At 55.5% G+C, this 20062-nt stretch carries 17 protein-coding genes; 5 read left to right on the forward strand and 12 right to left on the reverse strand.

From position 1 onward, the window contains the following. Positions 1–10 precede the first annotated feature (10 nt). Genes astB through J7395_RS20440 form a run of 4 tightly spaced genes read right to left on the reverse strand, consistent with a single transcriptional unit; the run spans position 11 to position 5134 of the window. A complete protein-coding gene (astB, locus tag J7395_RS20425; RefSeq protein ID WP_209223529.1) occupies positions 11–1369 on the reverse strand; it encodes an N-succinylarginine dihydrolase in 1359 nt (452 codons plus the stop codon). Continuing rightward, complete coding sequence (gene astD, locus J7395_RS20430; RefSeq protein ID WP_247742330.1) at positions 1366–2850, reverse strand: succinylglutamate-semialdehyde dehydrogenase; 1485 nt, start codon at positions 2848–2850, stop codon at positions 1366–1368. Before astD ends, astB begins: the two co-directional genes overlap by 4 nt. An 18-nt stretch (positions 2851–2868) precedes the next feature. Then, positions 2869–3888: an arginine N-succinyltransferase gene (locus J7395_RS20435; protein WP_209223531.1), complete on the reverse strand. Its 1020-nt coding sequence runs from the start codon at positions 3886–3888 to the stop codon at positions 2869–2871. Positions 3889–3892: 4 nt separating this feature from the next. Continuing rightward, the gene (locus J7395_RS20440) at positions 3893–5134 is read right to left on the reverse strand and encodes a hydrolase (RefSeq protein WP_209223533.1); all 1242 of its coding nucleotides are present in this window, start codon (positions 5132–5134) and stop codon (positions 3893–3895) included. A 233-nt stretch (positions 5135–5367) separates the two neighbouring features. On the opposite strand from J7395_RS20440, the gene J7395_RS20445 reads away from it, so the two are divergent. Then, entirely contained in the window at positions 5368–6588 is a 1221-nt protein-coding gene (locus J7395_RS20445; RefSeq protein WP_209223535.1) for a PLP-dependent aminotransferase family protein, read from the forward strand. 32 nt (positions 6589–6620) lie between these two features. After that, positions 6621–7019: a cupin domain-containing protein gene (locus tag J7395_RS20450; protein WP_209223538.1), complete on the forward strand. Its 399-nt coding sequence runs from the start codon at positions 6621–6623 to the stop codon at positions 7017–7019. 113 nt (positions 7020–7132) lie between these two features. On the opposite strand, the gene J7395_RS20455 is transcribed toward J7395_RS20450, so the two are convergent. The 4 genes from J7395_RS20455 to J7395_RS20470 all read right to left on the reverse strand — a co-directional run bounded on the left by J7395_RS20455 (position 7133) and on the right by J7395_RS20470 (position 10724). Next, positions 7133–7258, reverse strand: coding sequence for a DUF2474 family protein (locus J7395_RS20455; RefSeq protein ID WP_209223540.1), 126 nt, complete (start codon positions 7256–7258; stop codon positions 7133–7135). Next, positions 7258–8256 (reverse strand): cytochrome d ubiquinol oxidase subunit II, encoded by a 999-nt coding sequence (cydB, locus tag J7395_RS20460; RefSeq protein ID WP_209223542.1) that lies wholly within the window; start codon positions 8254–8256, stop codon positions 7258–7260. The genes J7395_RS20455 and cydB overlap by 1 nt, the downstream gene beginning before the upstream one ends. Further along, positions 8253–9638 (reverse strand): cytochrome ubiquinol oxidase subunit I, encoded by a 1386-nt coding sequence (locus J7395_RS20465; RefSeq protein ID WP_209223544.1) that lies wholly within the window; start codon positions 9636–9638, stop codon positions 8253–8255. The genes cydB and J7395_RS20465 overlap by 4 nt, the downstream gene beginning before the upstream one ends. A gap of 192 nt (positions 9639–9830) precedes the next feature. Further along, positions 9831–10724, reverse strand: a complete 894-nt coding sequence (locus J7395_RS20470; protein ID WP_348541253.1) for a LysR substrate-binding domain-containing protein — start codon at positions 10722–10724, stop codon at positions 9831–9833. Positions 10725–10836: 112 nt separating this feature from the next. On the opposite strand from J7395_RS20470, the gene J7395_RS20475 reads away from it, so the two are divergent. Beyond that, entirely contained in the window at positions 10837–11841 is a 1005-nt protein-coding gene (locus J7395_RS20475; protein ID WP_209223546.1) for a YeiH family protein, read from the forward strand. Positions 11842–11920: 79 nt separating this feature from the next. On the opposite strand, the gene J7395_RS20480 is transcribed toward J7395_RS20475, so the two are convergent. The 3 genes from J7395_RS20480 to adh form a co-directional block, all read right to left on the reverse strand. Then, positions 11921–12619, reverse strand: coding sequence for a NirD/YgiW/YdeI family stress tolerance protein (locus tag J7395_RS20480; RefSeq protein WP_209223548.1), 699 nt, complete (start codon positions 12617–12619; stop codon positions 11921–11923). Positions 12620–12897: 278 nt separating this feature from the next. Next, complete coding sequence (locus J7395_RS20485; protein WP_209223550.1) at positions 12898–13311, reverse strand: DUF779 domain-containing protein; 414 nt, start codon at positions 13309–13311, stop codon at positions 12898–12900. A gap of 62 nt (positions 13312–13373) precedes the next feature. Continuing rightward, on the reverse strand, positions 13374–14894 hold the full coding sequence (adh, locus tag J7395_RS20490; RefSeq protein WP_209223551.1) for an aldehyde dehydrogenase: 1521 nt from the start codon (positions 14892–14894) through the stop codon (positions 13374–13376). 385 nt (positions 14895–15279) lie between these two features. On the opposite strand from adh, the gene J7395_RS20495 reads away from it, so the two are divergent. Then, positions 15280–17202 (forward strand): sigma-54-dependent Fis family transcriptional regulator, encoded by a 1923-nt coding sequence (locus J7395_RS20495; RefSeq protein ID WP_209223553.1) that lies wholly within the window; start codon positions 15280–15282, stop codon positions 17200–17202. Here the strand turns inward: J7395_RS20495 and J7395_RS20500 are convergent. Beyond that, the gene (locus tag J7395_RS20500; RefSeq protein ID WP_082832740.1) at positions 17199–17705 is read right to left on the reverse strand and encodes an Lrp/AsnC family transcriptional regulator; all 507 of its coding nucleotides are present in this window, start codon (positions 17703–17705) and stop codon (positions 17199–17201) included. The genes J7395_RS20495 and J7395_RS20500 overlap by 4 nt on opposite strands. Before the next feature lie 169 nt (positions 17706–17874). Here J7395_RS20500 and asnB point away from each other — a divergent pair, with 169 nt between their 5' ends. After that, the gene (gene asnB / locus J7395_RS20505) at positions 17875–19815 is read left to right on the forward strand and encodes an asparagine synthase (glutamine-hydrolyzing) (protein ID WP_209223555.1); all 1941 of its coding nucleotides are present in this window, start codon (positions 17875–17877) and stop codon (positions 19813–19815) included. Positions 19816–20062: the final 247 nt, after the last annotated feature.

A 20062-nucleotide genomic window follows, 5' to 3' on the forward strand; every position in this document is an offset into this window, starting at 1 on the left:
TGCATGCTAATTAGGTGTGCTGGAAATCATAAATCGGGCCAAGGTCAAGAAGTTGCGTTAGCTCATCTAGTGCTGTGCGGACTTCGTTCAGAAGCGTTGGATCGCGGAAATCAGCAGCGCTTAGCCGGTCGCGATAATGTTTTTCGACCCAGCCGGTCAGTTCGCCAAAGCGTTGATCGTTGATCAGGCTTTGGGGATTGGTGGCAGCAAGTTCGGCATCGGTCAAGGCAACGCGGAGCCGCAAACAGGCAGGCCCGCCGCCATTGCGCATGCTTTGGCGCAGATCGAAAAACTTGATCTGTCTGATCGGTGTGGTGCCCTTGCCGATAAGGTCATAAAGGTAATCGCGGACGGATATGGTTTCTTCTGCCTCGGCCGGCAGGATCAGCATCATCTGGCCATTTTCCGGCAGGCGTAAAAGCTGTGAATTGAACAGGTAGCTTTTGATCACGTCGGAAAGCGGCACCGCACTTTTGGGCACCTCAATACTGGTGAAATCAGCAATGCCGTCCATCTTGCGCCGGATGTCGTCAATGACGGCGGGCGTGTCGACAAAGGCGTCCTCGTAATGGAACAGCACATTGGCATTGCCGACCGAAATCACGTCATTATGAAAGACCCCAGCGTCAATCAGGTCCGGGTTTTGCTGCGCATAGACGACACCGTTTTCCGATAGGCCATGATGGCGTGCTATCGCGCTGCTGGCTTCGAACGTCTGGCGCGCCGGATAACGGTTTGGCCGGGTTTTGCCAGGATCAAAAGCGTGGCGGCCATAGACAAAAAATTCGACCCCGCGCGAACCATAATCGCCGCAAAAACGGGTATGGTTGGCAGCCCCCTCGTCCCCCATATGGTCTGTGCCGGGCAGGGCGGGATGATGGGTAAAATGATCGGGATTGGCGAATGTCGCGGCAAGTGCACGACCTGTCACCGGATGTTCGATCGACCGGTGGAACATCGCGCACAGATTGGCCGGGGTGAAATGCACCTTGCCATCGCCTGTATCACCGCTGGGCGAAACGGTTGCGGCATTGGCTGTCCACATCGGGGATGCCGATGATACCGCCAGAACAAGGTTTGGATTGGTTTTCCAGGCCGAGGCCAGAACATCGCCATCCGATCCGCCAAAGCCGAAAACATCTCGCAGGGTCTTGACATGCGGGCGTTCATGAGGGGGCAGCACGCCCTGCACAAAGCCCATGTCATGCAGGGCCTTCATCTTGGTCAGGCCCTGAAGGGCTGCGGCTTTCGGGTTGGAAAGGGTGCTGGCGTTGCTGGTTGATGCGACATTGCCAAAGCTTAACCCGGCATAATTATGCGTCGGGCCGACCAGACCGTCAAAATTGGCTTCGATGGCGTATCGGGTCATGGGCGGACTCCTTTGGGGGCGGCATCGGGGGCGACCAGTTTGTCGGTCTGAAGGGTTGCGACCGGCCATGCGCAATAATCGGCGGCGTAGTAGGCCGACGGGCGGTGGTTGCCGCTTTCGCCGATACCGCCAAACGGGGCGGCACTTGATGCGCCGGTCAGTTGCTTGTTCCAGTTGACGATCCCGGCGCGGCTTTCGTGGATGAAGCGTTGCCAAAGTTTGGCATCATCGCACAGCAACCCGGCGGCAAGGCCAAAACGGGTATTGTTGGCCTCACGGATCGCGTCGTCAAAGTGATCGACCCGGATGATTTGCAGGAACGGGCCAAACAGTTCCTCGTCCGCGCGGTCCTTTACATCGGTCACGTCAATCAGACCCGGTGTCAGGAACGGGCGGGCAGGATCGGGACGCGTCATTTCGCGGATGATTTTGGCCCCATCGGCAACAAGTTTCGCCTGTGCCACCATAAGGTCATCGGCAGCCCGGTTGGAAATCACAGGCCCCATAAAGGGTTCGGGATCATCATCGGGCGCACCGACCATCAGCCTGTCGCAATAATCATTGATCGCGGCGATCATTGCATCGCCCCTTGCGCCGGATGGCACGATCAGGCGGCGCGCACAGGTGCAACGCTGCCCCGCCGTGATAAAGGCCGACATGACGGTATGATGGGCGACGGCATCGAGATCGGCGGCGTCCCATATCACAAGCGGATTATTCCCGCCAAGCTCCAGCGCCAGGATTTTGTCCATCTGCCCGGCAAAGGCATGATGCAAATGGCGTCCGGTCGGCACACTGCCGGTAAAGAACAACCCGTCGATACCGCGATGTTCGGCCAAGGCAATGCCGGTATCGCGTTCGCCCTGCACAAGGTTCAAAACCCCGTTTGGCAATCCGGCCTGTTGCCAGAGCTTTACGGTTTCCCCGGCGACAAGCGGGGTTAGCTCGGATGGCTTGAACACCACGCAATTGCCCGCCAGAAGGGCCGGGACGATATGGCCGTTCGGCAGGTGGCCGGGAAAGTTATAGGGACCAAAGACCGCAACCACCCCATGGGGTTTATGGCGCAAGATCGCCTGTCCGCCGCCCGGCGCATCGCCGTGGCGGGTGCCGGTGCGATCATGATAGGCCTTGATCGAAATCGCAATCTTGCCAGCCATTGCGCCGATTTCGGTCAGGGCTTCCCAATGCGGCTTTCCGGCATCAAGGCTGATGGTGCGTGCCAGTGCGTCCTTGTGATCATTGAGCAACCCGGCAAACCGTTCAAGGATTTCAATCCGTTCATTCAGGTCGCGTTTTGCCCATGCCGGAAAGGCGTTTCGTGCCCCCATGATCGCGGTGTTAACATCATCTGGGCTGGCGGAATTACCCTGCCAGATGATGTCACCATTGGCCGGGTTTTCTGCGTGCAACGCTTTGCCATTTCCGGTTAGCCATGTGCCATTGATGAACAGGGCGGGATTTGATTTCTGGGTCATCATGATGCCTGCTCCTGCGGATTAATCGGTGACAAAACGGATCTGATCGCCAGCACGCAGACCAAGGATTTCGGCCTGATCGCGATCCAGATCGACATGCGTGCCATTCACAACCGTCATATAAAGCCAGCTTGCCTGATAGCCGCGAAGTTCCAGCGTACAGGCAAGATGGCGTTCCATAGACGGGCTGCGATCAATAATTTTGCGGATGGTAGCGATTTTGGAATGACGGATGGTGCGGATGTCATCAAACCGGACATCAACGCAGGGTCCGCCGTCAAAAATATCGACCGCATTTGAAAACCGGAAACCTTCCTTTTTCAAAAGGTTCAGCGCCGGGCGCGTCTCATCATGGGTTTTGCCGATTACGTCCTGTGCGGCCTTGGGCAGCATTTCGATATAGATCGGATATTTCGGCATCAGGTCGGCAATGAACTGGTTATTGCCAATCCCCGAAATGTAATCGGCATCGGGGAACGGGATATTGAAGAAATGCGATCCCAAGGCTTCCCAAAGCGGTGATTTGCCGTTTTCATCCTGCCAGCCGCGCATTTCGGCCATGACCATTTCCGAAAACCGTTCCTTGAAGCACCCCATCAACAGGTATCGCGACCGCGCCAGAAGCTGCCCGTTGCCGTCCTTGCGATAATCGGGGTCAAGGTAAAGTGTGCCCACCTCGGTAGCACCCTGATAATCGTTCACAAGGGTCAGCAGGCGTGACGTCACCGTGACATTCAGTTCATGCGAATATTGCGTCAGTTTCAGGATTTTGTAGTTATAGAAGGCCTTTGATAACCCGACCCCGGCATAGATCGCGCAGGTGCCTGCGACTTTGCCATTGGCGGTATCTTCGAGAACCATGAAATAGCTTTCACCACCGGGGCCGTCGATATCGGCCCCAAAGGCCTCGATGCTTTCTGTGATGCGGGCTTCAAGCACGTCACGATTGGCCGGAAGGGTGGTTAAGCCCTTGCTGGCCGAGGATGCCAGATCAACCAGCCGGTCAAGGTCGCTCATACGGGCGGGGCGGACACGCATCATGATTTTATATCTCCGTCTTTTTCAATGCGTCGGGTAAATCGCCTGAACCGGCTTTCATCAGGATCAGGGCCGAAAGCTTTGCCCGTTCGATCAAACTGTCGAGCTTCACAAATTCCTGATCGGAATGGATCAGGCCACCGCGTACCCCAAGGGTATCGATATTGGGTAATCCGGCCTCGGCCAGATTGTTGCCATCGCAACAGCCCCCGGTTGCCTTCCATGAGATGTCCAGATCAAGGTCATGACCGAGCTCGCGCACCCATTCAAAAAGCGCCTTGGTCCTGCCAGCCATTGGTTTTGGCGCGCGGCCAAACTGGCCATGCAGTTCGGCCGTGATGCCGTCACGCTGATTGATCGCGGCAATGACGTCGGCAATTTCATCTTCGGCCTGATGGCGTTCGTCATGGTTTGAAACCCGGACGTTAAAGCGCACGACGGCATTGTCGGGCACCACATTGACCGGCCCGCCGCCATCGATCTTGCCGATATTGAATGTGGCCTCGCCAATCTTGCCGTTAAGCTGATCAAGGCGCATGACGCAGTCACTTGCCGCGACCATCGCACTGCGCCCGGCATGGAATTCGCGCCCCGCATGGGCAGCGCGGCCCTTGATCCGAACGGAAAAATTGCCTGATCCCTTGCGTGCCCCGGCAAGGGTGCCGTCTTCCAGTGCAGGTTCATAGAGCATGCCGAAATCGGCGGCGCGGGCGTATTCGGCCAGAAAAGGGGCCGATCCGATGGAGCCGGTTTCTTCATCCGGGTTCAGGATGACATCCCAGCCGATCCCACTGGCAAACGGGCTTCGTTCCAGTGCGCTTAGCGCATTGAGGATCGTCAGAATGCCGCCCTTGGCATCGGCAACACCCGGCCCGTTCAAGGTGTTTTCATCAATCAGGCGCGGGGTTTGAAACGCGCTATCGATGGCAAAGACCGTGTCATAATGAATGCAGAGCAGAACCCGAACCGGGGCCTGTGGCCGTTTGGAAAAATGCAAAAGCTTGCCATAGCGCACCGGTGCAATACTGCCGTCGGCGGCGACTGCTTCGCTATCGGGTAAATCTATGATCGCAGTTTGGGCATCAAGTTCGGCAAAGGCATCGAGAATGGCATCACGCATCCGGTCAAGGCCGTTGATATTGCCCGTACCGCTATTGATTGCCGACCACGATTTCAGGCGATCAAGCGTTTCATCGTAACGCTGATCAAGCCAGTCGAGCCAGGGTTGAAACTTTGCATATTCGGTCATGATAACCTTCGGGACGTTTTGGCATTGTTGATTGTTTATTGGATATAGGGTGCCAAAAACCGCCCGGCAGGTGGTGCGGGATAGGGGGATGGAAACGGAATTACATGCGGGCAAATGAAATGCTCAAAGGTAATTTCATTTCAAAATTAGCATCTGTAGAAAAATAAACTTGATTTAGGTCAGGCTTTCTTACCAAATAATGGCAGTAACACTGACCTAAAAAGAGAAGCCCCATGACTGTCCAATGGAATGACCTGATCGTTCGTGATGCCCGTGCGCTTACCGCCTCCGAAATCCGTGATCTGCTTAAAGTTGCCGACCGGCCGGAAATCATTTCCTTTGCCGGGGGCGTGCCTGATCCATCGCTTTTCCCGCTGGCCGATTTCAATGCCATCTATGGCGATCTGACGACCGACGAGGTTGCCGGTCGCAAAAGCCTGCAATATTCCATCAGCGAAGGCCTGCCGACCCTGCGTCAATGGATTGCCGATGATCTGGCAGCCAGCGGGGTGGTGATGCGCGGGATCGATAACATCCTGATTACCTGTGGCGCGCAGCAGGGGCTTGATATGCTTGCCCGTCTGCTGCTGGAACCGGGGCGCGAAATCGTTGTGGAGAAGCCAAGCTACCTTGGCGCGATGCAGGCCTTTTCCATGCGCCGTCCGACCTATGTCGGGGTGAATATGGATGATGATGGGCCGGTGATTGCCGAACTCGAAGCAGCCTTTGAGCGTGGCGCGCGCATTGCCTATCTGGCACCGGATTTCCAGAACCCGACCGGGCGGTCCTATACGCTTGAACGGCGTTTGGCTGTGCTCGAAATCGCGCGCAAATATGGTGCGGTCATCCTTGAAGACGCAGCCTATTCCAAGCTGTCATACGAGGGCGATGTTTTGCCATCGTTGCTGTCACTTGATGAAACCAACGGTGATCCGCAGGCCGGAACCGTCATTCAGCTTGGTACATTTTCCAAAACGCTGGTGCCCGCCCTTCGGATTGGTTGGGTCTGTGCGCCGCGTCCGGTGATCGAACGGCTTGTGCTGATGACGCAGGCGGGTGATCTGCATGTATCGACCATCAATCAGGAAATCGCCCTTCGTGCGGCGCGCAAACTGTTTCCGGGGCATCTGGATACCATCCGCGATGCCTATCGCGCCAAACGCGATACGATGCTGGCCGCCCTGGACGAATTCATGCCCGAAACCGTGTCCTACACCCGGCCCGAAGGCGGCATGTTCATCTGGCTGACCCTGCCGGAAAATATCGACAGCCGCCAGTTGCTTGAACAGGCCCTGCACGATGTCAGGGTCGCCTTTGTCCCCGGTCAGGCCTTTTTCTGTGATCACACGGGCCGTAATACCGCACGGCTCAGCTTTGCGACCGAAAAGGCCGATCGTATTCGCGACGGCATCGAACGCTTGGCATTGCTGATCCGGCGTGTGCACAATCAGTAAGAATTATTGCGAAACAAAGCCGAAGGATCATCATGAATATCCAACGCAACGCATCAAAACCATCGACCAAGGGATCGCCGGATTACTTCACTGGTACGGTCCGGATCGACAGCCCGTTTCAAACCACCGATCCGGCCCGTGTCGGCGGGGCCATTGTCACGTTTGAACCGGGTGCCCGCACCGCATGGCATACCCATCCGTTAGGCCAGACCGTGATCATCACAAGCGGCCTTGGCTGGGCGCAGCGTGAAGGCGGACCCCGCGAAGAAATCCGCCCCGGCGATATCGTCTGGTTCGAACCGGGTGAAAAGCACTGGCATGGGGCGACCGACAAAACCGCGATGACCCATATCGCGATTGCGGAATCGGTCAACGGATCGCCGGTCGATTGGCTGGAAAAGGTCGCGGATAGCGATTATCTGGCGAAATAGAACGACCCCGAATAAAAAAGCCCGGCAGGGGTGGGGACCGTGCTGCCGGGCCGGAGTTGCTGATAAGTGTCAGTAGATAGACGATTAAATCCGATATTTGTGACCGGATATTTTCATGAAATCCCGGTGATCAGGCTGCGCAGCAAAAGCGACACGGCCCCGATCACAAGGATGCCCCCGGCATAAAGCCCGATAAACCAAAGCAAACGCCGGGTTTTGTGGGATGGTGTGAAGGACATCAGTGATATCCTTCATCGCCGACCTTGCCGCGGAACACCCAATAGGCATAGGCGGTATAGGCCAGAATGATCGGGATCAGGATGGCAGCACCGACCAGCATGAAGGACAGGCTGTAATCGGGGGCTGCGGCGGTTCTGAAATCAATCATTGGCGGGACGATATTGGGATAAAGCGTGATGCCAAACCCGGCATAACACAGGAAGAAAATCCCAAGCGTAATGCCAAATACCGTCTTTTCCCGGTGTGCCACCGCATGCCAAAGCCAGAAAAGCAAACCGGCCGTGATAATCGGGATCGGGGCGAGGAAAAACAGGTTTGGCATATCAAACCAGCGCGCGGCATAAGCCGGGTGGATATAGCTTGTCATCAATGACACCACGCCAAGATTGGCCGCCATCCAGATGACGGCGGGTTTTGCCAGCGCCCGCAAACGTCCCTGAAAATTGCCTTCCATCTTCATGATCAGCCAGCCGGTGCCAAGCAGGGCATAACCCACCACGACGGCGGATGCGCAGAACACCGAAAACGGGCTGAGCCAATCAAACGGGCCGCCAACGAATTTGGCATTTTCAACCGCAATCCCTTCAATAAAGGCGCCCAGCATCGCACCCTGCATGGCGGCAGCAATGATCGATCCGGCGGAAAAGGCAAAGTCCCAGTGTTTTTGATGATCGCGGCTTTTGAACCGGAATTCGAACGCTACACCACGAAACACAAGGGCCAGAAGCATGGTGAAAACCGGGATGTAAAACGCGGTCATCAGCAATGAATAGGCCAGCGGGAAGGCGGCATAAAGCCCGCCACCGCCCAGCACCAGCCAGGTTTCATTGCCATCCCACACTGGGGCAACCGTATTCATCATCCTGCCGCGTTTGGCAGGATCCTTGATGAAGGGAAACAGAATGCCGATGCCAAGATCAAAGCCATCAAGCGTGACATAGGCAAAAACGGCAACCGCAATCAGCAGGGCCCAGATCAGTTGATAATCCATGATCATTCTCCTGCCTGTGGGATGGTGGGATCGGTAACCGGACGGCTTCCGGCGCGCAGCACTTCACCCTTGGGCGCATGGGCAAAGCGCGGGTCTCTGTTCATCGCGCGGATGATATAGGCGGTGCCAACTCCGAACACGATGGTATAGACAATGACGAATGCGGCAAGCGATCCGGCAATCGCGGCCGGGGCGACCGGTGATCCGGCTTCGGATGTGCGCATCAATCCGTAAACCACCCATGGCTGACGCCCGATTTCGGTGGTGAACCACCCGGCCAGAATGGCGATAAAGCCGCTTGGCCCCATGATCAGGGCAAAGCGATGCAGCCACGTACAGCTATAAATTGATTTGCGCCACCGGGCGAACAGGCTGGCAATGCCGAGTAACGCCATCAAAAGGCCCAGCCCGACCATGATGCGGAATGTCCAGAATACGATGGTCGCATTCGGGCGGTCTTCGGGGTCGAAATCCTTTAATCCGGTGATCCTGCCATCCCAGTCATGTGTCAGGATCATCGATCCCAGTTTCGGGATTTCGACGGCATATTTTGTTTCCTCTGCCGCCATGTCGGGCCAGCCAAACAGGATCAGCGGGGCACCATTCTGCGTCTCAAAATGGCCTTCCATCGCGGCGACCTTGGCCGGTTGATGTTCAAGGGTATTAAGCCCGTGCATGTCACCGGCGACGATCTGGATCGGGGCGACAATGGCCGCCATCCACATTGCCATGGAAAACATGATCCGTGCCGCGCGGTTTTCCCGATCACGCAGCAAATGCCACGCACCGACGGCACCGACAACAAGTGCGGTGGTCAGAAATGCCGCCAGAACCATATGGACAAGCCGGTACGGGAAACTTGGATTGAACACCACATCCCACCAGCTTTCGACAACCGCCCGGCCATTTTCGATGATATGGCCGGTGGGTGTTTGCATCCAGCTATTGGCCGACAAAATCCAGAAGGCCGAAAACAGGGTGCCGATCGCAACCATGGTGGTCGCGGTGAAATGCAATTTCGGTCCGACACGGTTAAGGCCAAACAGCATGATGCCAAGGAAACCGGCTTCGAGGAAAAAGGCGCTTAGCACTTCATAGGCCATAAGCGGCCCCAGAACCCCGCCGGTAAATTCCGAAAACGGCCCCCAGTTCGTTCCGAACTGATAGGACATCACAATGCCCGAAACCACGCCCATGCCAAAGGCCAGCGCAAAGATTTTCAGCCAGAATTTATATAGCGCCAGATAGGCATCATCGCGCGTGCGCAGCCAAAGCGCTTCGAGCACGAAAAGGAAACTGGCCAATCCAATGGTGAAGGATGGAAAAATGATGTGGAACGAGATGGTGAACGCGAATTGTATGCGGGCCAATATATCGGGATCAAACATTGGCGTTGGTCCTTTTGTCAGGCAAAGCCTTCCTGTCCGGCCGCGTTTTTCGCTGCAATGCGAAATCGCTCATTACATGGCCTGATCCCATGAAAACAAAGGATCAGGGGCCGTGTTCATAAGGACAATTAGATAAAGTTCCCGCATGCATTGTGCATTGCGTATTCGCAATTTTGATCTGGAAAAATTCGATTATGCGTTTGTTGAAAGGCAAAGCTTTTCCAGCGCCAGCGAACTTTGCGTCTGGCGGCGTTCCTTGTGGCGCAACATCATGAATTTCCGCGGGCGGATGTGAAATGCTGCCCGGAAAAGCCGCCCCTGCGCGATCAGGGAACTGACGGCAAAGCTTGAAACGGCGGTGGCGCTGATGCCGGTTTCAACCGCGGTAATCACCGCCTCGTTTGCCGGCAATGTCAGGGCAATTTTAAGTTTTTGCGGATCAACGCCCGACTGGCGCAGGGCATTTTCAAATTCAGACCTTGTGCCGGAACCGGCTTCGCGGAGCACCCAACTGCTTTGGGTTGTAAGGTCCTGCGCGCTTAGCGGCCTTCCATCGGCCCATGGATGCTTGGGCCCGACCACGATCACCAGGGCGTCTTCGGCGACTTCGCGCATGGCAAGGACGGGTTCATTTACGTCGCCTTCGATAAAGCCGATATCGGCGGCACCACCACGGACGGCATCGGCCACGGTCTTGGTATTGCCAATCGTAAGATTGATGGCAATACCGGGATACTGATCATGAAACTGCATCAAGAAGGGTGGCAGCCAATAACTGGCGATTGTCTGACTGGCATAGACGTTAAGTTCACCACGCAGCAATCCGCCAAGTTCGGCCAGTGTCAGTTCAGCGGCGCGTGCGCGTGCCAGGGTCGCCTTGGCCTCGTTTAAAAACAGCCGCCCGGTTTCGCTAAGCTCGATCCGTCGTCCGACCCGATGGAACAATGCAACGCCATAAAACCCTTCGAGGTTCTTGATCGCCGAACTGACCGCGGAGGGGGTCAGGCCGATTGCATCGGCGGCCTTTGTCAGATGTTCGCGTTCGGCCACGGCAACAAAGATGGCGAGTTGCTCAAGCGTCATCATGGCGTCTATCCATATTTCATTCGAAAATATCGAATGAAATATCCATTTTTATTCGATGGATGTAAATGATTGATCGTGTGATTTTCTGCCTGTCACATTTCACAGGCAAATCATGTTTTTTAAAGCGCACCTGAAATCTCTTTTGCCCGGTCTGTTCCTGACCACGGCGATTGCGTTGATCGCGAAGCTGGTCGAGCAGGCGGAGCGTAGCCTTCTAGGGCATGGCTGGATCGAAAGTCTGGTTTTTGCGATCCTTCTGGGGGTAGTGGTGCGATCCGTGTTCGGCCTTGCCAAGCCGTTTCATGACGGTGTGCGGTTTTGTGGCAAGACGGTGCTTGAAATTGCGATTGTTTTACTGGGTGCGTCAATCAGTGCGCAGGCCTTGGGGCAGGCGGGTTTTGGCCTGATTGCGGCCATCGTTCTGGTGGTTTGTGCCAGCCTGTTTTTAAGCTTCCATATCGGGCGGGCGCTTGGCCTTTCGAAGCATTTATCGATGCTGGTGGCGTGCGGCAATTCGATCTGCGGCAATTCGGCGATTGCCGCCACCGCCCCGGTGATTTCGGCAAAATCCGATGATGTTGCGGCATCCATCGCCTTTACCGCTGTTCTGGGGGTTCTGTTTGTTTTTGCCCTGCCGCTGGTGCATGTCGGGCTGGGCCTGAGTGCCGCGCAATATGGCATTTTTTCCGGGCTGACGGTTTATGCCGTCCCGCAGGTTCTGGCCGCGACCGCCCCGGCGGGTGTGTTGGCCGTGCAGGTCGGAACACTCGTCAAGCTGATCCGGGTTCTGATGCTTGGCCCGGTGATCTTTACGCTTGCCCTGATGGGCGGGCGCAAACGCGAGGTTCGCCTGCCTCTGACCCAGATGGTGCCGTGGTTCATTGTCGGGTTTGTGGCTATGATGGCGGCCCGTTCGTTTGGTCTGATCCCCGAAATCGTGCTGGAACCGATGCGCACGATATCATCCTTCCTGACCATCCTTGCCATGGCGGCATTGGGGTTAAGTGTCGATATCCGAAGCGTCATGCATGTCGGAGGGCGGGTGATTGCCGCGGCCCTTCTATCGCTTCTGGTGCTGTGCGCGCTGGGACTTCTGGTTCTGGTGATTTTGGCCTGATCCTGAACAGAAAAGCCGACGCCAGTTTACCCGGCGTCGGCTTTTTTTATATCTTCAGGTAACGGTTATCTTTAACGGGTTACTGCATGTAGGTGTCGCTGTCATTCATGACGACAATCGACGATGCAACAAGCTCCCGGTCGGTAAACAGGCCGGCTGCATCCATCTCCCCGGCGACCGAAACCCGATCCCCGGTTTTGATTTTCTGATAGGCCTGTCCATCGGCGCTGTTTTCCGGCACATCACTGGTATCGACAGTGATTGATGTGTTGCCGGTATTCAGGGCAATTTCATCTTCGCGGATTTCCGTGACCTCGCCGGTGAATGTCACCCATTCGTCGCCTGTTGCGAGGCCGCTATTGTTCACAAAGCCGGTGCGATCCTCGCCATTGGTGTAATAGGCGCCGCGTTCCGGGAGGAAGATCGACGTCGCGACAACCATCTTGTCGGTGAAGAACCCTTCGGAAACTTCACCATTAACGCGGACCTTGTCGCCAGCTTTGATGAAGCCTTGGTCGAACCAGGTGTAATCGGTCATATCGACGGCAATTTCGCCATTGCCGTAGTTCATTGTGAACTGGTTATCGGTAATTTCTTTTACCGTCCCCGAAAGATGCACCGATTCCGCTTCGTTAAGGCTCGCAGGATTTTTCTGCGTCGACTGCTGCGTCGTTTCGGGAAGTTGCGGATTTTCTTTCTGCTGCCCTGCTGCCATCGCGGGGGCTGTCCCCATGGCAATAGCGGAAAGGGCGGTCAGTGTAATCATTGAGCGTCGCATAATGTGATGCTCCTTTTGTGTTGGAATTCAGTTCCGGGCGCTTTGCGTCCCGGGGTCGCTTTCCAATTGCAGAACACATGCAGTAGGGACGTTGTTCCAGATTTTTTCGCAATAATTTTAATGGCTTCGATAGGGATAAAAAAAGCCCGTCGCCTGTTCGGGGGGATGGCGACGGGCAAGGGGAAGATGCGTCCGGCATCTTCAGACATTGCGGAGCAGACTCTTTGGGAGGCAGGGATCGCGCAATGTCACGGGTAGATCTGCGTTGGTAATCTTCTTTACGTTCTTGCTTCTGTTTTAGATTGCCCGTTTCCTTGTTTGGCGTGTTTCAGTGCATTCCATTCGTCATCGGTGAAGATGCGTGATCGGGTCAGAAAGCGTTTGCCTTCGGGTCCCTCAAGCGAAAACATCCCGCCGCGTCCATCCACGACGTCAATGATCAGCTGTGTGTGACGCCAATATTCGAATTGCGCGCGTCCGATGTAAAACGGGCTGCCCTCAATCTCGCCCAGCAACACGTCCTGATCGCCGGTTTTGAATTCCCCATTCGGAAAGCACATCGGTGCACTGCCGTCGCAGCATCCGCCCGACTGATGAAACATCAGCGGCCCGTGAATGTCCTTGAGCTTCCGGATCAGGGCTATGGCCGCATCGGTGGCTGTGACCCGTGCCGGAATTTGGTCTGTTGTCATGACAACCTCCTCTGTATCGGGAAGGGCCGGGGACGAACAGGACCCCGGCCAGAACATTCCGATCAGAAGAAGCCCATCGGTTTCGGATCATAGGAAACCAGCAGGTTCTTGGTCTGCTGATAATGGTTTAGCATCATCTTGTGGTTTTCACGTCCGATGCCCGATTGCTTGTAGCCGCCAAAGGCCGCATGTGCTGGATAGAGGTGATAGCAATTGGTCCAGACGCGACCGGCCTTGATATTGCGGCCAAACCGGTAGGCGCGTGTGCCATCACGGGTCCAGACCCCGGCACCAAGACCGTAAAGCGTGTCATTGGCGATTTTAAGCGCCTCGGCCTCGTCCTTGAAGGTCGTGGCGGAAACCACCGGGCCAAAGATTTCCTCCTGGAAAATCCGCATCCGGTTATGGCCCTTGAAGATGGTTGGCTGGATATAGAACCCGGTCGAAAGATCACCACCCAGTTCCGCCTTGCCACCGCCGCAAAGGACTTCGGCACCCTCCTGCTTGCCGATATCAAGATAGGACAGGATTTTTTCCATCTGTTCGGTCGATGCCTGCGCGCCGATCATGGTTTCACTATCCAGCGGGTTGCCCTGCTTGATGTGGGCCACGCGTGAAAGCACGCTATCCATGAACTTGTCATAGATATTTTCCTGAATAAGTGCGCGCGACGGGCAGGTGCAGACCTCGCCCTGGTTGAGCGCGAACATGGTCAGGCCTTCGGCGGCTTTCTGACGGAAATCGTCATCCTGTGCCATCACGTCATCAAAGAAGATGTTCGGCGATTTGCCACCCAGTTCCAGCGTGACCGGAATGATGTTTTCACTGGCATATTGCATGATCAGGCGGCCGGTGGTGGTTTCACCGGTAAAGGCGACCTTGGCGACCCGGTTGCTTTGCGCCAATGGTTTGCCTGCTTCGACCCCGAAGCCCTGCACAACGTTCAGCACGCCAGCCGGAAGAAGATTACCAACCAGTTCCAGCAGCACGCAAATTGATGCCGGGGTCTGTTCGGCCGGTTTCAGGACAACGCAGTTGCCAGCCGCCAGTGCCGGGGCGAGTTTCCAGACGGCCATCAGGATCGGGAAGTTCCATGGGATGATCTGCCCGACAACGCCAAGCGGTTCGTGGAAATGATAGGCGACCGTATTGTCGTCAATCTCGCCAAGGGATCCTTCCTGAGCGCGGATCGCACCGGCAAAATACCGGAAATGGTCAATCGCCAGCGGAATGTCGGCGGCCAGCGTTTCACGCACCGCCTTGCCGTTATCCCATGTCTCGGCAACCGCCAGCATTTCAAGGTTCTGTTCCATGCGGTCGGCGATTTTATTGAGGATATTGGCGCGTTCGGTGACCGATGTTTTGCCCCATGCTTCTGCTGCAGCGTGGGCGGCATCAAGTGCCTTTTCGATATCTTCCGAACTGGATCGTGCGATTTCGCAGAACGGCTTGCCATTCACCGGCGAGACATTTTCGAAATACTGGCCCTTGGCCGGGGCGGTCCATTCGCCACCGATATAGTTGTCGTAACGGGATTTGAATGCAACGACGCTACCCGCGTCGCCCGGATTCTTGTAAATCATCTTGGATCCTCCATGATCGGAAGGCGGCTTTGCCACCTGTTTTTGGTTTTGGCCCTGACATTTCCGCAAAGCCCGTGCCAGTTCGTAAAATCCCGTGCCAGATGATCGAATGATCCGTTTTTTCGTCTTTTAACAATCGGTTGGAGGAGGGCGGTGATCAGGAGCGATTGTGTCATTCCGTTCCCGATGGTGGCACAGGTGATACAAACTGTCCCATATTCGTGACACACCCGATTATGCCGCGGATTTGCAGTGAAACCTTTTGGCGTTTCGGGGCTTTGGTGTGTTACGATCCTGCCTGTGATCGGACGCGGACAAATCCGCAAGCCGGGCGATGCCAGAACGCATTCCCGATAAAACACCGGCACAAGGGAGATAACGTCTTATGTCTGGAAACCATCATGGTGGACGGATCGAAGCTGCGTTGCAGTTAAGTGGCGTCGCCCAAAATCGCGCCGTTCTTGAAAGCTGGCAACGTTGCGAACAGCGCTTTGGCCTTGCCCATGACACGCAGCGCCGCCCGGAAGTCATGCCCGAAAGCCAAACCCGCCAGCGTCGTGACCGCAGCGGGCGGCTTTATCATCATGCCCATGATCTGGTGCGCACCCTTTATCGCAAGATTGATGCATCGGGCTATGCGGTTTTCCTGACCGATAATGACGGTGTGATCCTTGACAGTGTAGCGGCCCACACGCTGCTGCCGTCGTTTCGCACCAACGGCCTTTTGCCCGGTGCCGTCTGGAGCGAGGAACGCGAGGGAACCAATGGTATTGGCACCTGTATCGTCGAAGGTCGTCCGATCACCATCCACAAGGACGAACATTTTCTGGCGCAACATGCGGTGCTGACCTGTACGGCGGCACCGGTGTTTGACCCTGAAGGGCAGGTTTGTTCGGTCCTTGATGTTTCTGCCGTGCGCGACGACATCAAACGTACGGATTGTTTGCGGGTCCGAAGCCTGATTGCCGATTATGCCGATGCGCTTGAACGTATCCTGTTCTTTGATGAATGTGCGTCTGATCTGATCCTGCATCTTCATCCCGATGCCCAGCATGTCGGATCGACCCGTGACGCCCTGATTTCGATTGGCCCGGATGGCAATATCCGCGGGGCGACCTCAACCGCGCGCCGTTTGCTGGCAGCGGCGGACAATGCGCGCGATGTGCAATCGATGTTCGGTTTTGATCTTGATGGTCTGATCACGACCCTTGGTGTGGGTGAGGATTCTTCGATCTCGGGATCGGCCAAGGCCCTGCCGGTTAATGGTGGGGGGCTTCTGTTCGGGCGGGTGACCTTGCCCGAAAAGCAGCGTCGCAAATTCATTTCGATGCGGCCCGCACCAGTATCGCGTTCGTCCGTACGTTTGGCGGCGAACGAAACCGGTGACATCCCTGATCAGGACCCGGCAATCCGTCGTCTTTACAAGGTCGGCAGCAAGCTTCTGACCAACCGCATCAATATTTTGATGTCGGGTGAAACCGGTAGCGGCAAGGAACATATGGCGCGTGCCATCCATGCGGCGTCTGTTGGTGCGCGCAAACCCTTTGTCGCGATCAATTGCGCGGCCCTTCCCGAAAGCCTGATCGAAAGCGAATTGTTTGGTCATGCCGGTGGTGCCTTTACCGGGGCGGCGCGTGATGGTTTTGGCGGGCGGATCAAACAGGCAGATGGCGGGACGCTGTTTCTGGATGAAATCGGCGATATGCCGTTATCGGCACAGGGACGGCTTTTGCGCGTGCTTGAGCAGCGCACGGTTGAGCCGCTTGGCAGTACCAAGTCCGTGCCGGTCAATTTCCGTCTGATTTGTGCCAGCAATGTCGATCTGACCCGTGCGGTGGCGGATGGCAAATTCCGCGAAGATCTGCTTTACCGGATCAAAGGGGCGCGGCTTTCCCTGCCAGCGCTTCGCGAACGGTCCGATCTGCCCGATCTCATCGCTCGGCTTCTTCGCGGTATTTCTGGCGATATGGCGGGGGATGTTCGTTGTTCGAACGATGTTCTTGAATTGCTGTCACGCCATGACTGGCCGGGCAATATCCGCGAACTGGTCAATGTCCTGCAATATGCCTGCGTCTTTGCCGAGGGTGGTTTGATCCTGAGGTCGCACCTGCCCGATGATTTCCACGAAACCGTCACGCGCGACCCGGCCCCTGCCGGATCGATCCTGAAGCGGGCTGAAGCCGATGCATTGCGTCAGGTGCTTGATGATCACCGCTGGCATATCAGCAAAACCGCCAAGGCGCTTGGCATCAGCCGCAATACGCTTTATCGCAAGATGGATCGGTTCGATATAAGGCGTGAAGCCTAGCCCTTAAGCACGCCGTCAAGCGGCGAGGGCGCGGTCAGGCTTTCGAGCGGATAGCCCGAAAATGTTTTGGTGCGTTCCATCACCACATGGCCACGGAAATGTTCGATCCCGATTTTGGCGGCCAGAAGTTTTTCTTTCAGCTGATTGAAATGCGCGATATCGCGGCAGATCATATCCATCGTGTAATCGAACGGACCGGCGATTTTGTAGCATGATATGACTTCGGGCACATCGGTGATCGCGGCTTCGAACCGTTTGAAATCATCGACTAGATGATTGCCCAACGTGATTTCTGCCATGATGTGCAGGTTGGCGCCGATTTTATCAAGGTCGATTTCCGCCAGATACTGCGTGATCAGCCCGGCTTCTTCAAGCTTGCGCACCCGCTCCAGACAGGGTGATGGTGACAGATTGACCTCTTCTGAAAGATCAAGGTTCGAAATCCGGCCATTGGTTTGCAAAACCTGCAGGATTTTGATGAACAGTCGATCCAGTTTCAGCATGGTCATTCCAGCTTGATGGGCAATGCTGCCTGTTTATCACCGCTTGCCATTGCATGCGACCAAAATCCCCGAAACAAACTGCAAATCCGTGTCGGCAAGCCCATGATTTTGATTGTCGAACGCGTGCGGATCGTTTTTAAGTAGGGGCAAATAATAAAGGGATATTTTCATGTGCGGCATCACCGGTCTGTGGCTCGGTCGCAATAGCGACGGCGATAAATTGCGCGACACCATTGCGCGCATGACCGATGCATTGCTTCATCGCGGGCCCGATGGCGGCGATGTCTGGTGCGATAGCGATGCCGGACTGGCACTGGGGCAGCGTCGCCTTGCCATCATTGATCTTTCCGATGCTGGAAAACAGCCAATGCATTCGGCCGATGGCCGTTATGTCATGGTCTATAATGGCGAGGTCTATAACGCCGAAGACCTGCGTGCCAAACTGGCCGGTGAAAATATCGCATGGCGTGGCCATTCCGACAGTGAAGTGATCCTTGAATGCATGGCGCGCTGGGGCGTGCGCGATACGGTCAAACGCCTGATTGGCATGTTCGCCATCGCCCTTTGGGATAAAAAGACCGGCAAGTTGACGCTGGTGCGTGACCGTTTGGGGATCAAGCCGCTTTACTGGTCGCGTTTTGACGGCAATATCGCTTTTGCGTCAGAGCTTAAGGGCCTGATTGGCGGAAATGTCATTTCGCGCGAAGTCAATCGGACGGCCCTTGATGCCTATTTGCGGTTTGGCTATGTGCCATCAGGGCATTCGATCTATGCCCATGCCAAAATGTTGCAGCCGGGACACATCCTTGAAATTGCGGATGAAGGACATGCGTCGGAATTTGCGTATTGGTCGGTCGAAGATGCGGTTCTAAGCGGTCAGAACCATCATTGGAGTGGTGATGATCAAAGTGCGATTGACGCGCTTGAAGATTTGCTGCGCGATGCCGTTGAACGGCGCATGATTGCCGATGTGCCCTTGGGGGCGTTTCTTTCGGGCGGTATCGATTCCTCGACAATCGTTGCCCTAATGCAGTCGATTTCAGACCGGCCGGTCAAAACATATTCCATCGGTTTCGATCATGATGCCTATAACGAGGCGGCTTTTGCCGGTGAAGTCGCCAAGCATCTTGGTACCGACCATACCGAACTTTACGTCACTGCGCAGGATGCGCTTGATCTGGTGCCGCGCCTTTCGGAAATCTATGACGAGCCTTTCTTTGACAGTTCATCCATCCCGACCAGCCTGATTTCGACCCTGACCCGCAAGGAAGTTACGGTTGCCCTTTCGGGGGATGGCGGGGATGAAACCTTTGGTGGTTATAATCGGTATCTGTGGGCGCGCCAGATCAGCAACGTCGCCAAAAATATTCCATTTGGGTCGTCGCAGGTGTCCAAGGGGCTTACGGCGCTGTCGCCCGGACAATGGGATGCCCTGATCGGTCTTTTGCCCGGCAAGCGCGGGACGGCGGCATTGGGTGACAAGATTCACAAAGTCGCACCACTTCTGTCGATCCGCGATGATCTGGATCGTTATCAGGCGTTGCTGTCGCTTTGGAACCCTGATGTCTTGATGGCGGATGGGCCGGGTAAAGCTCATAAGAAATTCCGCATTCCGGGCGAAAAGTTCTGCCGTAACCGCAATCTTGATTATGTGTCCTCGATGCAGGTCATGGATACGATGATGTATATGGTGGATGATGTTCTGACCAAGGTCGACCGGGCATCAATGGCAAGCTCGCTTGAAGTTCGTGTGCCGTTGATTGATCACCGTGTGATCGAATTTGGCTGGCGTATGCCGACCCACCTTAAGCTGGACGGGGCGGTCGGTAAGGTTGCCCTTCGCAAAATCCTTTACAAATATGTTCCGCGCGAACTGATCGACCGTCCCAAAACCGGTTTTCGCGTTCCACTGGCCGAATGGTTGCGCGGGCCGCTTAAGGAATGGGTGGGGGACCTTCTGGCACGCGATGCGCTATATTCTGATCTTGGCCTGAACCGTGCGGAAATCGACAAGCGCTTTGTCGAACATCTCTCTGGTCGTAAAAATTGGGGTGATCAGCTTTGGGCGATTGCCATGCTGTCTGACTGGCAGCGTCGCTGGCTTTCCTGATTCCGTCTTCATATTCCGGCTTTTGAAGCATCCCAACACCCCGTCCTCTGGCGGGGTGTTTTCGTATGTGCCGCAAATAAATCTGTTCATATTTTTCAAAATCGAAATTTTTGCGTAAATTCTCCCGATGTTTAAGAGGAGTAACTGTGATGTCAGGTATTACGTGACTACAAATTGTCACAATTCAGCGCTTGAAAATTTTCGAAAATGAAATATTTTATGGTCAATATCGAAACTAAAACGCGGA

This window comes from Thalassospira sp. A3_1 (assembly GCF_017744215.1).
Taxonomy (GTDB): domain Bacteria; phylum Pseudomonadota; class Alphaproteobacteria; order Rhodospirillales; family Thalassospiraceae; genus Thalassospira; species Thalassospira lucentensis_A.

What these genes read in the sequence shown, in the direction of transcription:
- astB (WP_209223529.1), bottom strand. Translation starts at nt 1,369, where the DNA reads ATGACCCGATACGCCATCGAAGCCAATTTTGACGGTCTGGTCGGCCCG.
- astD (WP_247742330.1), bottom strand. Translation starts at nt 2,850, where the DNA reads ATGATGACCCAGAAATCAAATCCCGCCCTGTTCATCAATGGCACATGG.
- J7395_RS20435 (WP_209223531.1), bottom strand. Translation starts at nt 3,888, where the DNA reads ATGATGCGTGTCCGCCCCGCCCGTATGAGCGACCTTGACCGGCTGGTT.
- J7395_RS20440 (WP_209223533.1), bottom strand. Translation starts at nt 5,134, where the DNA reads ATGACCGAATATGCAAAGTTTCAACCCTGGCTCGACTGGCTTGATCAG.
- J7395_RS20445 (WP_209223535.1), top strand. Translation starts at nt 5,368, where the DNA reads ATGACTGTCCAATGGAATGACCTGATCGTTCGTGATGCCCGTGCGCTT.
- J7395_RS20450 (WP_209223538.1), top strand. Translation starts at nt 6,621, where the DNA reads ATGAATATCCAACGCAACGCATCAAAACCATCGACCAAGGGATCGCCG.
- J7395_RS20455 (WP_209223540.1), bottom strand. Translation starts at nt 7,258, where the DNA reads ATGTCCTTCACACCATCCCACAAAACCCGGCGTTTGCTTTGGTTTATC.
- cydB (WP_209223542.1), bottom strand. Translation starts at nt 8,256, where the DNA reads ATGATCATGGATTATCAACTGATCTGGGCCCTGCTGATTGCGGTTGCC.
- J7395_RS20465 (WP_209223544.1), bottom strand. Translation starts at nt 9,638, where the DNA reads ATGTTTGATCCCGATATATTGGCCCGCATACAATTCGCGTTCACCATC.
- J7395_RS20470 (WP_348541253.1), bottom strand. Translation starts at nt 10,724, where the DNA reads ATGATGACGCTTGAGCAACTCGCCATCTTTGTTGCCGTGGCCGAACGC.
- J7395_RS20475 (WP_209223546.1), top strand. Translation starts at nt 10,837, where the DNA reads ATGTTTTTTAAAGCGCACCTGAAATCTCTTTTGCCCGGTCTGTTCCTG.
- J7395_RS20480 (WP_209223548.1), bottom strand. Translation starts at nt 12,619, where the DNA reads ATGCGACGCTCAATGATTACACTGACCGCCCTTTCCGCTATTGCCATG.
- J7395_RS20485 (WP_209223550.1), bottom strand. Translation starts at nt 13,311, where the DNA reads ATGACAACAGACCAAATTCCGGCACGGGTCACAGCCACCGATGCGGCC.
- adh (WP_209223551.1), bottom strand. Translation starts at nt 14,894, where the DNA reads ATGATTTACAAGAATCCGGGCGACGCGGGTAGCGTCGTTGCATTCAAA.
- J7395_RS20495 (WP_209223553.1), top strand. Translation starts at nt 15,280, where the DNA reads ATGTCTGGAAACCATCATGGTGGACGGATCGAAGCTGCGTTGCAGTTA.
- J7395_RS20500 (WP_082832740.1), bottom strand. Translation starts at nt 17,705, where the DNA reads ATGCTGAAACTGGATCGACTGTTCATCAAAATCCTGCAGGTTTTGCAA.
- asnB (WP_209223555.1), top strand. Translation starts at nt 17,875, where the DNA reads ATGTGCGGCATCACCGGTCTGTGGCTCGGTCGCAATAGCGACGGCGAT.